11 protein-coding genes are annotated in these 12,178 nt (G+C 67.0%); 7 read left to right on the top strand and 4 right to left on the bottom strand.

The window, feature by feature from the left end; all coding sequences use genetic code 11:
• Nucleotides 1-200 precede the first annotated feature (200 nt).
• Nucleotides 201-1,502, top strand: a complete 1,302-nt coding sequence (locus tag IU459_RS05405; protein WP_228837414.1) for a PucR family transcriptional regulator — start codon at nt 201-203, stop codon at nt 1,500-1,502.
• On the opposite strand, the gene IU459_RS05400 is transcribed toward IU459_RS05405, so the two are convergent.
• Entirely contained in the window at nt 1,482-2,132 is a 651-nt protein-coding gene (locus tag IU459_RS05400; RefSeq protein ID WP_195128343.1) for a TetR/AcrR family transcriptional regulator, read from the bottom strand. The genes IU459_RS05405 and IU459_RS05400 overlap by 21 nt on opposite strands.
• 129 nt (nt 2,133-2,261) lie before the next feature.
• On the opposite strand from IU459_RS05400, the gene IU459_RS05395 reads away from it, so the two are divergent.
• The 3 genes from IU459_RS05395 (at nt 2,262) to IU459_RS05385 (ending at nt 5,535) form a co-directional block, all read left to right on the top strand.
• On the top strand, nt 2,262-3,746 hold the full coding sequence (locus IU459_RS05395; RefSeq protein ID WP_195128342.1) for a long-chain-fatty-acid--CoA ligase: 1,485 nt from the start codon (nt 2,262-2,264) through the stop codon (nt 3,744-3,746).
• Complete coding sequence (locus tag IU459_RS05390; RefSeq protein ID WP_195128341.1) at nt 3,743-4,195, top strand: MaoC family dehydratase; 453 nt, start codon at nt 3,743-3,745, stop codon at nt 4,193-4,195. Before IU459_RS05395 ends, IU459_RS05390 begins: the two co-directional genes overlap by 4 nt.
• A 197-nt stretch (nt 4,196-4,392) precedes the next feature.
• On the top strand, nt 4,393-5,535 hold the full coding sequence (locus IU459_RS05385; RefSeq protein ID WP_195128340.1) for an alpha/beta fold hydrolase: 1,143 nt from the start codon (nt 4,393-4,395) through the stop codon (nt 5,533-5,535).
• 82 nt (nt 5,536-5,617) lie between these two features.
• Here IU459_RS05385 and IU459_RS05380 read toward each other — a convergent pair whose 3' ends face one another.
• Nucleotides 5,618-6,175, bottom strand: coding sequence for a sugar O-acetyltransferase (locus IU459_RS05380; protein ID WP_195128339.1), 558 nt, complete (start codon nt 6,173-6,175; stop codon nt 5,618-5,620).
• 229 nt (nt 6,176-6,404) lie between these two features.
• On the opposite strand from IU459_RS05380, the gene IU459_RS05375 reads away from it, so the two are divergent.
• Nucleotides 6,405-7,484, top strand: coding sequence for an ADP-ribosylglycohydrolase family protein (locus tag IU459_RS05375; RefSeq protein ID WP_324198749.1), 1,080 nt, complete (start codon nt 6,405-6,407; stop codon nt 7,482-7,484).
• Between the two features lie 13 nt (nt 7,485-7,497).
• Here the strand turns inward: IU459_RS05375 and IU459_RS05370 are convergent, their stop codons facing one another.
• On the bottom strand, nt 7,498-8,415 hold the full coding sequence (locus IU459_RS05370) for a LysR family transcriptional regulator (protein WP_195128337.1): 918 nt from the start codon (nt 8,413-8,415) through the stop codon (nt 7,498-7,500).
• A 133-nt stretch (nt 8,416-8,548) separates the two neighbouring features.
• On the opposite strand from IU459_RS05370, the gene IU459_RS05365 reads away from it, so the two are divergent.
• A complete protein-coding gene (locus tag IU459_RS05365; protein WP_324198748.1) occupies nt 8,549-10,012 on the top strand; it encodes an MFS transporter in 1,464 nt (487 codons plus the stop codon).
• A gap of 26 nt (nt 10,013-10,038) precedes the next feature.
• On the opposite strand, the gene IU459_RS05360 is transcribed toward IU459_RS05365, so the two are convergent.
• A complete protein-coding gene (locus IU459_RS05360; RefSeq protein WP_228837413.1) occupies nt 10,039-10,659 on the bottom strand; it encodes a TetR/AcrR family transcriptional regulator in 621 nt (206 codons plus the stop codon).
• 78 nt (nt 10,660-10,737) lie between these two features.
• Between IU459_RS05360 and IU459_RS05355 the strand changes: the two genes are divergently transcribed.
• Nucleotides 10,738-12,165, top strand: coding sequence for an MFS transporter (locus tag IU459_RS05355; RefSeq protein ID WP_195128336.1), 1,428 nt, complete (start codon nt 10,738-10,740; stop codon nt 12,163-12,165).
• Nucleotides 12,166-12,178 lie beyond the last annotated feature (13 nt).

The raw sequence follows: 12,178 nt of genomic DNA, 5'->3' as shown, positions 1-12,178 counted from the left end.
CGGACGTGGGTGTCATTCAGTGCGGGGACAGCGCCGTCGGGTGACCGGCGTGTAGAACGTGGTCAGCGTAAATTTGCAGATTAAGATGCACATTGGGCGTGGTGGCCCAATCTCCGGCGTCCGGTTTGTCCGTTGCGGACACTCCGGGAGCACGGCGGATCGGTTGACATATCCGGTCAGGGCCATGGAGCATGCCCGATATGTCAGCTAGATCACACTCGATCGGCGCGATGGGTTCGGCGAGCGTGCTGGCCGAGCGGACGCGGATCATCAGCAAATTGTTCGACCACGCCGACGACATGGCCGATGCCGGGATGTCCGCCATCATCGCCCAGATTCCCGCGTACGCCGCCCGTGATCTGAGCTTCCAGGCCGATGTGCACGACCAGGTGGCCCAGCTGTGCCGGACCGGATTCGGCGCACTGCTGGAACGGCGCAAGGTCACGATCGACGACGTCGCCTCCACCCGGCGCGCGGCTGCCCGCCGTGCCCAGTCGGGGATCACCCTGGTGGATTACATCAACGCGTTCCGGCTGGGTCAGCAGGCGGTGTGGAAGTCGCTGGTTGCCCATGCCGGACATTCGGAGGCGGGGCGCGAGGCAGCCCTATCGATGGTCACGCCGCTGGCGCGGTACTGCGATCTGATCAGCACCCAGGCGGCCAACGCATATCTGGAGTTCCAGCAGTACATTGCCGCGGAACCGAGCTGGGACAGCGCGCACCTGATGGAAAGCCTTCTCGATGGTGCGCTGCCCGAGCGCGGCTCGCTACTGACCACGGCGCAGGGCCACGGGATCGGCCTTGCGAAGTCCACGCCCATGGTCGTCGTCGACGCGGTCGTGCTGAAGGTGACCGGCCGTGGCCACGGCCGGTGCGTGACATCCGAATCCGTTATGCAGGCCAGGCATCTCGCATCCGCGGCGATCGCACGCGCTGGCGTCAACGGGCTGCGCACACTGTCGGTGGTGCGCGGGTCCGACATCGTCGCGGTACCCGCGCTCGGCCGCAGCGGCACCGCCGCGGAGTTGTGCGACCGGCTGCGTGCGATGGCGGAACGATTGCGTGGGGAGGGCATCACGCTCGGCATCGGAGTCAGCGCGGTCGTCACCGACATCGGAGAAATCCCCCAGGCATATCAGCAGGCACGTGCCGCGCTGGAACTGCTACCCGAGGACGGCGGCCTCATGGCGCTGCCGTGCATCACGCCCTTCCGGTATCTGATGTTGCGTGCCGACGACACCGCGCGGCGGCTGGTCGACTCGCGAATCCGCGCGCTGCTTTCCGACGACAGCGCTCGCGGCGGCGTGCTGGCCGAGACCATCCGTGCCTTCGCCGCCGCCGACATGAATCTGCGGGACGCTGCGGATGCGTTGCGCATCCACCACAACACCGCCAAGTATCGGCTGCGCCGCGTCCAGGAGCTCACCGGACGGAATGTGCGCAGTGTCGAGGATCTGGTCGATCTGCTGGTGGCGATCGAGCTACACGCCACCGGCAAGTAGCTGGTACCGGCTCGTCAAACCGTCGAGCAGCGATTCCAGGCCGACCTCGAAGGCATCCCGATCGATCCGCTGCTGCCGATCGGCCAGCAGGTGGGCCTCGTTCAGATGCGGATACGCGTCGGCGTAGACGGCCGCGTCGGACGGGAATCCTCCGGCGAACGAGCCCAGGGACGCGCCGGTGAGGAAATAGCGCATGAGCGTGCCGACGGTGGTGGCTTCGCGGCGCGGCCAACCGGCTGCGACCAGTCCGCCGAAGACCGCGTCGGCCATGCGCAGTGCGTTCGGCCGGTGCCCTGGGCCGCCTGCGAGGGCGGGGACGATGCGGGGGTGCGCGGCCATCGCGGTGCGATAGGAGCGCGACCAGGCGAGCAGTGCCGATCGCCAGTCCGGGTTGTCGGCGGAGAGTTGGTCGAACATGGAGATGTCGACTTCGCCGAGCACCGCGTCGACCACGGCGTCGATCAGGTCGTCCTTGGTGCGGACGTGGTTGTACAGCGACGGTCCCTGCACGCCCAGTTCGGTGGCCAGCCGCCGGGTGGAAACGGCCGCCAGCCCTTCGGCGTCCACGAGGGCGAGCGCGGTCTCGATGATGCGCGCCCGGGTCAGCAGCGGCTTGCGCGGTCTGGCCATGGGCCTCCTTTCGATCCTCGCATTCTCGCAGTACTGCTTGCGCCGCCGGTTTCCGTGTCTTACGGTGAAGCGGAAACTTGCACTGCTAGTTTTATGGAGAGCGATGTCGAGATTCATCAGGTGGTCGGTATGAACGCGACGCTGTCGGTGGCCAGCATCCTGGCCGAGCAGGCGCGGCGGCGCCCGGACCGGACCGCGCTGATCGACGGATCGCAGCGAATCACCTTCGCCGAGTTGTGGCATCGAGCGCGCGGGCAGGCCGCCGCGTTGATCGAACTCGGCGTGCGTCCCGGGGACCGAGTGGCGCTGATGTGCCCGAACGTGGTGGATTTCCCGATCGCCTACTACGCGATTCTCGCCGCGGGCGCGGTGGTGGTCCCGGTGCACCCGCTGTCCACCTCGAGCGAGGCGGAGCACCTGCTTCGCGATAGCCGGGCCCAGATGTTGCTGTGCCATCCCGTGTTCGCCGAGTCGGGCCACCCGGCAGCCGCGACCGTCGGAATCCCTTGTCGCGAACCGGGTTCCCTGGTCGCGCAGCCGATCGCGTCCTATGTTTCACGCCAGCCCGCTGACCCCGCGGTCGTCTTCTATACGAGCGGCACCTCCGGCACGCCCAAGGGAGCCGAGCTGAGTCATCTGAACCTGGTGATGAACGCGACGGTCAATGCCTTCGACGCCAACGACGTACGCGTCGACGACGTGGCGCTGGGCGCGCTGCCGCTCTCGCACGTGTTCAGCCAGACGGTCTCGATGAACTCGACCTGGCGCGCGGGAGCCACGCTGGTGCTGATGCCGCGTTTCGACCCCGCCGAAGCGATCCGGCTCATGGTCGACCACGGCGTCAATACTTTTCACGGTGTGCCGACAATGTACGTGCGCTTGATCGCCGCCGCCCGCGAGCTGACTGCGCTGCCGAAGTTGCGGCTGTGCATTTCCGGTGGCGCCTCGCTGCCGCAGCCGGTGCTGGAGGCGTTCGAGGAGACGTTCGGTGCGCGGATCCTGGAAGGCTATGGGCTGTCGGAGACTTCGCCGACCGCGGCGGTGAACCAGCCGGATTTCGGGCCGCGGGTGGGCACCGTCGGGCACTCCATCTGGGGCGTCGAGGTGGAGATCGCCGATCCCGACGAGCCGCGGCGCATCACCTTGCTGCCCACCGGTGAACTCGGCGAGGTGGTCATCCGCGGGCACAATTTGTTCAACGGCTATACCGGGAATCCGGCCGCGACGGCGGCCGCGGTCGTCGACGGATGGTTCCGCACGGGGGATCTCGGCGTAAAGAATGCCGACGGCTATATCCGGATCGTGGACCGGATCAAAGAGATGATCATCCGCGGCGGGTACAACGTGTATCCGAGCGAGGTGGAGGCGGCGTTGCTGCGGCATCCGGATATCGCCGCCGTCGCGGTCATCGGCATACCGGATGAGGTATACGGCGAGGAGATCTGCGCGGTGATCGTTCCTTCTGGTCCGATTACCACCGATCAGGTAATCGATTTCGCGCGTGAGCATTTGGCCAAGCACAAGTATCCGCGCCGGGTGGAATTCGTGACGGAACTGCCGCTCGGGCCGAGCCACAAGATCCTCAAACGAAAGCTCGTGGAGCAGTTCGCGTGAGGGCGTTCGAGGATTTCGACGCCCTGCGCGCGGCGGTCGGAGCAGACCTGGGCACCAGCGATTGGATCACCGTCGATCAGCATCGCATCGACCAATTCGCGTCGGCTACCGGCGATTTCCAATGGATTCACGTCGACGCTGCGCGCGCCGCGCATGGCCCGTATGGGCGCACGATCGCGCACGGATTCCTCACTCTCGCGTTGCTCGTCCCGATGACTCAGCAAGTGTTGTCGGTGACGTGCGCGAAAATGGCCGTAAATTATGGACTCGGCAAGGTCAGGTTCATCACTCCCGTTCCGGTCGGCAGCCGGGTACGCGGCTCGGTAACGCTCACTTCGGTGACCGATATTCCTGGCGGCGTGCAAACCGAGCGCCGCATAACTATCGCCGTGGAGGGAGCGGAGCGTCCCGCATGTGTCGCCGAAAGCCTTGTGCGCTACCTCGGCTGAGTTTGCGGATTCCTGTCCTCCATAGCACTTCGGTTCTGTTCCGGTACCTCGGTGAACCACGCCGGTCCGGTTTGTCATCGGAGCCAAAATTCGGCTCGTGACTTATGTGGGTGGCGCAGTGACAGTGCTCGCTCGATCGTTCAGGATGAAAGCGTCCGTATCACAAATTAATTACGGACGTTCGTGAAAGGCTTGCAATGAAGCACCGAATTCGTCGCCACATATTCGCCGCCGCGGTTGTCGCCGGCGTCACCACACTCGCCATGAGCCTCGGCGTCGGCGCCGCCGGCGCGGAACCGGGCGCAAGGTCCGCAGAGCAGCAACTCGTCGAGGAGCTGAACGCGGGACTGGGGCCGGCGCCGGACGGCAGGCAGCCGAAGGCAATTGTCGACTCCGGCAGCAGCTCTGGTTCGGCCTCGCGCAGTTACGCATCCGCCGCGATCGGCGAAGGTCCTGAGATGCCCGCCTATCTAGCGGCTTTCATGCACGGACTGGCGCATCCCGACGCGGCGCCACCCGGCGCCAACCGGCCGAACTGCACCCCGTCCCCGGCGCACCCGCGGCCGGTCGTGCTGGTGCACGGAACCTGGCTGAACGCCTACGACACCTTCGCGTATCTCTCGCCGCGGTTGGCACGAGCCGGATACTGCGTCTACGCCTTCAATTATGGTCGATCGGGTCTCTTGGAGGGCGGTGGCATCGGCCCGATCATGCCCGGCCGCTACGGTGTCGGTCCGATGGAGGATTCCGCGCGGCAATTGCGCGATTTCGTCGAGCAGGTGCGCGCGCAGACCGGCGCGGATCGAGTCGACCTGATCGGGCACTCCCAGGGCGGTCCGGTGTCGAGTCACTACATGAAGTTCGAGGACGGCGCCGACAAGGTAGGGAAACTGATCACCTTCGGAGCGACCCACCACGGCACCTCGCTGATGGGAATGGCGACCCTGGGCCGGCTGATCACCAATCTCGGCATCAATATCCTGGGTTTCTACGAACCGATCGTGGGCCACGCGAATATCCAGCAGGCGGTCGGATCGAGGTTCTACGCGAAATTGAACGAAAACGGTGACACTGTTCCCGGAGTCGAGTACACCTCCGTCGGCACCCGGCACGACGAGATCTCCAACCCCTACGAATGGACCTTCCTCACCCCGGGACCGGACGCGACGGTACACAACATCACCCTCCAGGACGGCTGTGCCGAGGACTGGTCCGACCACCTCACGATCATGTACTCCCCGCGCGCGGCCTCGATCGCCCTCCGCGCCCTCGATCCGGACGCGAACCCGAACCTCACCTGCGCCTTCAACCCGTGGATGATCGGAGGCGCAAGTCACTGAGCGACTGAAGCTTTCGGCCCGGGATCTTGTCGCGGGTCCGCTCGCTCACGCGGAGCGGTCACGGGGGGACCAGATCCCGGGCCTACAGCTGCCGGATGACCCGGCACGGATTGCCCGCGGCGAAGACCCGCGCCGGCAGATCCCTGGTGACGACGCTACCGGCGCCGACGACGGTGTTCGCGCCGATCGTGACGCCGGGGCAGACGATGACGCCGCCGCCGAGCCACGCGTTGTCGCCGATCTCGATCGGAGCGGCGGTCTCCCAGCGTTGGCGGCGCAGCTCGTGGTTGTGCATCGGATGCAGGGCCGTCAGTAGCTGAGCCCGAGGACCGATGGATACGTCATCGCCGATAACGACCGGAGCGCAGTCCATCACGATCGCGTCATAGCTCAGAAAGCTGTTGCGACCCAAGCGGATCAGATAGCCGTAGTCGCACTGGAAGCGCGGCATGATCCACGAGCCCGCACCGATGGCGCCGAGCAGCTTCTCGAGTATTTCGCGGCGTTCGTCGTCCTCGCCCGACCGCGTCGCATTGAAGCGATCCAGGAGCTCCTGACAGGACCGGCGTTCGGCGATCAGTTGCGGATCGTTGTCGCGGTAGAGCTCCCCGCGCAACATGCGGTCCTTGTGTGTTGTCATGCAACGATCCTGTCCGATCTCGATGAGCACGTCAGCTTCGATATCGGGCGCCCGACAATCGCTCTGTTCAGGTAATCTCTTGTCTTCCAAGAATATTCGAGCGGATTGCCATGCCGCTGGCCGCTGGATATGCGGTGGCCGCCTTCCCCTGGAAACGCGGGCTCTCCGGCCTGGACGTCGAGGGCTGCGGTGGTGGGGTTCGTGTGGGCTGGATGCGATGATGGGGTTCGTGGTGGATTACACGAGGGTTTTCGACCGGGTCAGGGGTTCTCTGCTGGGTGGGGCGGTCGGTGACGCGCTCGGGTGGCCGATCGAGTTCCTTCGGCTGGAGCAGATCCGCCAACGGTACGGGGCCGACGGGGTGACGGGTTTTCTACCGCAACATATCGCGGATGCGCCGCAGCAGATCACCGATGACACCCAGATGACCTTGTTCACCGCTGAGGGGCTGTTGCGGTCGGAGCCGGGCGCTGACCCGGTGCCTGCGCTGCGCCGGGCGTACCTGCGCTGGTTGCAAACCCAGCGACAGGACGAGCCAGCGGCGCAGGCGGATGGGTGGCTGGTGAGTCTGCCGTTTCTCTATGCGGTGCGTGCGCCGGGGAATGCGTGTATGTCGGGGCTCGGTCAGCAGGCACGGGGTTATCTCGCACCGCGTCCGATCGGTGCGGCCGGTCGGGTGAATCCAGAGTCGAAAGGATGCGGCACGGTGATGCGGTCCGCGCCATTCGGACTCGCCGGGCTTGGGCCTGATCGTGCGTTCACCGCCGCCGCACGGGCCGCGCAGTTGACCCACGGGCATCCGACCGGATATATCGCCGCGGGTGCGTTCGCGGCGCTGGTCGATCGCGTGGTGAGTGGTGTCGAGTTGCCGATCGCGGTGCAGGAGACGGTCACTCAACTCACGGCGTTACCCGCGAGCGAGGAAACGACGGCCGCGCTGTCCCGAGCCGTCGAGCTGTCCGAGCAACCGGCCGCCGCCGAGCTGGTCGAGCAGGTGGGCGCCGGATGGGTCGCCGAGGAGTGCCTGGCCATCGCGGTGTACTGCGCGCTGCATGCCGCCAGGACCGGTGATGTGCGCGCGGCGCTGCTGCTGTCGGTCAACCACTCCGGTGACTCCGACTCCACAGGTGCCGTCGCCGGCAACCTGATCGGTGCAATCCATGGTGTTTCGGCGCTGCCGTTGGACTGGTCGGGCGCGGTCGAGGGCCGCGACGTGCTGGTCCAGGTCGCCGACGATCTGGTGATGAACTTCGGTCTCGGCGATCGGTCCGCCCTCGGTGCCCGATACCCCTTCGACGAGGGTCTGTGACGGTCGCAGGCGATCAGGGCGAGGTGACGTCGGGTTCGGTCTGCCGCCGGCACACGTCGAGCACGCGGCTGCGCAGCCACCGGTGAGCCGGGTCCGCGTCGAGCCGGGCGTGCCACAGCAGTGACACCGTCACCTCCGGAGCGCGGAATGGCAACTCGAAGGAGTGCATTCCGCGCCGCAGGTCGGTGGTATGCCGTCCCGGGACCGTGGCGACCAGATCGGAGGCTCTTGCCAGAGCCAAGGCGGCGCTGAAGCCGTCCACCACGGTCACAATGTCGCGCTGGCGTCCGGTCGGGTGCAGTGCCTCGTCCACCAGCCCCTCGGTGAGCCCGCGCCGGGAGACGTGCACGTGCCGTGCCGACGCATACCGGTCGGTGGTGACTTTCCCGGTACTCAGCGGGTGCTCGCTGCGCACCACACCGATGAATCGGTCGGTGAACAGCGGGCTGCTCATGATGTCGGGAGGCGGAGCCTGGTCGATGACGCCCGTCTCCAAGTCGACGCTGCCATCCCGTAAGGGACCGACATCTTTCTTCGTCTTCTGCACGAAACGCAGCCGCACATCGGGGGCGGCGGCACCGACCTCCGCCACCAATTCGGGTCCGAACCGCTCCACGAATCCATCGCTGCTGCGCACGGTGAAGGTTCTGTTCAGGGTCGCTGGATCCAGCTCTTCCGCAGGCCGCAGCACCTCTTCGGCCGCACGGACCAGGCCGTGGACCCGGTCGCGGAGCTCCAGGGCGCGCGGCGTGGGCACCAGCTCCCGGCCGGCCCGCACCAGCAGCGGGTCGCCGGTGGCTCGCCGCAATCGAGCCAGCGCACGACTCATCGCGGACGGACTGAGCGCGAGCCGTTCCCCCGCCCTGGTCACGCTGCCCTCCTCGAGCAGAACGTCCAGGGTGACCAGCAAATTCAGATCGGGCCGCGCCATGCGCACACGATCTCACAGATCGGCCATACATGGCGTCGCATGCACAAATACCTTTCCATCTTTGCGTCTTCCGCCAGGTCATGTGGAGACCTAACGTCCATGACGACCCCTTGACTCCAAAGGAGGACCTCCCGTGAGATCCGCCACGTCCGAAGCTCATCGGGCATCGCCCGCGCAGCGTCCACCACTGGGGTGGACGCTGACCGCCCTGTCGTTGTCCATGCTTCTGCCCTCGCTGAGCATCAGCATCGCCAACGTCGGCCTGCCCGCCATGGCCGTGGCATTCCACGCGTCCTTCAACGAAGTCCAGTGGGTTGTGATCGCCTACCTGCTGGCCATCACGACGCTGATCGTCGGGGCAGGCCGACTCGGTGATCTCGCCGGCCGGCGTCGCCTCTTGCTCGGCGGTATCACCGTGTTCACGATCGCGACGCTGCTGTGCGGTCTCGCGCCGAATCTGGTCTTCCTGGTCGCGGCCCGCGCGCTGCAAGGCGTCGGCGCCGCGTCGATGATGGCGCTGACCATGGCATTCGTCGGCGAAACCGTGCCGAAGGACCGCACCGGCAGCGTCATGGGGCTGCTCGGAACGATGTCGGCGATCGGCACCGCGCTGGGACCCTCCGCCGGTGGAGCCCTCATCGCCCTCTTCGGCTGGCGCGCGATCTTTCTCATCGGTGTGCCGCTCGGGCTGCTCGCGCTCGTGCTCACGATATGGGTGCTGCCCGGCTCGGCACCGGTAGCGAGTTCCGCGCGACGGCGTTTCGATGTCACGGGTACGGCGTTGCTGGCGATCACCTTGGGCGCCTACGCACTGGCCATGACTGTCGAAGGAAGCGACTTCGGCCCACTCGCCATCGGATTGCTCCTCGCATCCGGGGCAAGCCTCGGCCTGTTCGTCCTCGCCGAGAGCCGCGTCGCGTCCCCGCTGCTCACCCTGTCGATGTTCGGTGATCGCGTTCTGGCCGCCGGCCTGACGGCCAGTGCGCTGGTATCGACCGTCATGATGACCACACTCGTCGTCGGCCCTTTCCACCTCGCCCTGGCGCTCGACCTCGATCCGGCCCTCGTCGGGCTGGTGATGTCGGCGGGCCCCGCGGTGTCCGCCCTCACCGGTGTCCCGGCCGGACGTGCCGCGGATCGCTTCGGCGCCGAATTCATGGTGGTCGCCGGGCTCGGTGGCGTCATCGTCGGCACCACCGTGCTCGCGCTGATGCCAACGGCCGCGGGCGTCCTCGGATACGTCCTGCCGCTGGTCGTCACGACTGCCGGCTACGCGACATTCCAAGCGGCCAACAACACCGCCGTCATGAAGGACGTCGCCGCGGACCGGCGCGGACTGGTGTCGGGCATGCTGAATCTGTCCCGGAACTTGGGTCTCGTCACCGGCGCATCGGTCATGGGCGCGGTCTTCGCCTCGGCGGTCGGCACGAGTGATGTCACCGCGGCCGCCTCGGCGGAGGTCGCTCGGGGAACTCAGCGGACCTTCGCCGTCGCGGCTGTCCTCGTGACGCTGGGCCTGGTCGTGGTCCTGTGGCTTCGCATGCCCCGACGCGATCTGCTACGGCCGACCCCCGCCCGGACGAACCAAGGGAAATAGCGCGACCCCCCGCGCGCATACCTCCCTCACGGCAACAGTTGCCGGGCAAGCGCGTCGGTGGCCCAGTCCTCCCACTCCTCGCTGGTCCAGCCGCGCTCGTGGATCAGTAGGTGGTAGGTCTCGGGCGCGAGGACGGCCAGGGCGATGTCGGCGGCGCGTCCGGGGTCGATTCCAGTTCGCAGGACGGTCTTGGCCGCCAAGGCCTCGCTGAGGCGCAGCTGCACCGTGTGGCGCTGGGCGATGTTGGTCTGCCACAGTTCGGCCAGTTCCGGATCGGTGGCCGCGGCCGAGCGGACCGCCTCCAGCAGGGGAGTGACCCTGCCCAGGATCGCGCCGGCCGCGGCCACCTGAAGCCGGATCTGTTCGGCCGCAGGGGCTTTCACGGCATCGGCGAACCAGGGCCGGTCGAGCGTGGCGACGGGCTCGGTGTCGCCCGCGATCTCGACGTCGAGCAGCTCGGTCAGAATCGCGCGCTTGGTGGCGAAGGTGAAGTACAAGGTCTGCACCGCCATTCCGGCTTCCTCGGCGATTGCCTTCATGGTGGTCGCGGTGTAGCCGCGTGTGGTGAACAGTTCCCGCGCGGCCGCGAGCATGCGGGCACGGTTGGCTGAGGTCCGGGCGGCGCGCACGCCGGTGTTCTTCGGCATGGATCAGATGCTACTTGACTGGAGTGTGACTCCAGTGGAACATTTCACTAGATCTACACTCTAGTGAAAGGTATGGAGATGGGTGAGAGAGGGCGGTTGCGACTGCTGCTGATCACCGTTGTCGAGCTGGTGATCTTCTTGGACACCACCGTGTTGAACGTGGCGCTGCCCGAGATCGGCAGACACTTCGACCTGGGTGAGGCGGGACTGGGTTGGGTGACCAACGCCTATCTCCTCGCCTTCGGCGGGTTCATGCTGCTGGGTGGTCGTGCCACCGACCTGTACGGTCCGCGTCGCATGTTCGGCATCGGGTTGGCGGTCTTCACCGTCGCCTCGGCCCTGGCTGGGTTCGCGAACACGGCGTGGCTGCTGATCGCCGCGCGTGCCCTGCAGGGGGTCGGTGCGGCCGTGGTGATTCCGGCACAGCTGGCCCTGCTGACCGCGGCGTTCACCGAACCCGCCGCGCGGCGCCGGGCATTCGGCATGTGGAGTGCGATGGGCGCGGCCGGTGCGGCGATCGGCACCGCGGTGGGCGGGCCGCTGACCGATGCCTTCGGCTGGCCGTCGATCTTCCTGATCAACCTGCCGGTCGGTGTGCTGGCGCTGGCGTCGCTCCGCTCGCTGCCCGCGGATCCGCCCGCCGCGGAACGGGCCGACGGGCGGCTCGACGTGCCCGGCGCCCTCACCGGAACGGCCGCGCTGCTGATCATCGGATACGCGATCGGCGCCTGGGGCGATCCCGGCACCCGCGTTCTGGCCTCGGCCCTGCTCGGAATCGGCGTCGCTCTCTTCGCCGCTTTCCTGGTCATCGAGATACGCAGCTCGCATCCGCTGATGCCTTTGCGGCTGTTCGCGATCCGACAAGTGACTGGTTCCTCGGCGGTGAACGCGCTCGTCGGTGCGGCGCATGTGCCCGCGTTCGCGCTGCTCGCGCTGTACCTGCAGAACACCCAGGGCTACAGTCCGACATCGTCCGGGTTGGCGGTGCTGCCGGTCGCTGTGGTGAACATCGCCGTCTCTCGCACGTTGATCCCGTTCGCGCTGGCGCAGATCGGTCCGCGTGGCGTGCTGGCTGCCGGAATGGCGTTGCAGGCCGCGGCATTGGCGTGGTTCGCCAGGCTGCCCGATCACGCCTCGTACGTCACAGATGTGCTGCCCGCCGCCATCGTGTTCGGCATCGGGCTCCCCGCCGCCTTCGTCGGTGTCACGGTCCCGGCCGTCACCGCGGTGGAGGAGGCCGATCGTGGCATCGCGGCGGGTGTGGTCAACACCGCACAGCGCGTCGGATCTGGGATCGGTGTGACCGCCGTGCTCCTGCTCGCCCAAACCGTGACCGAAAGGTCAACGGGCAGTGCGCCGTTCGTCGACGGGATCCGTGCCGGGTTCGCCGCCGCGTCCGGGCTGGCGCTGCTCGGTTGCCTGCTCACGGTCTTGGTGTTACGTGTTCCGCGCACCGATACCGCTGCGCCACAGGATAGCGAGGCTGCGCCATCCACCCAGCGCTGACAGCGGGAGCCGA

The organism is Nocardia amamiensis (genome assembly GCF_015477605.1).
In the GTDB taxonomy this organism is placed as follows: domain Bacteria; phylum Actinomycetota; class Actinomycetes; order Mycobacteriales; family Mycobacteriaceae; genus Nocardia; species Nocardia amamiensis_A.
Note: the sequence above shows the minus strand (reverse complement) of the source record. Positions and strands in the feature narration are given on the sequence as shown.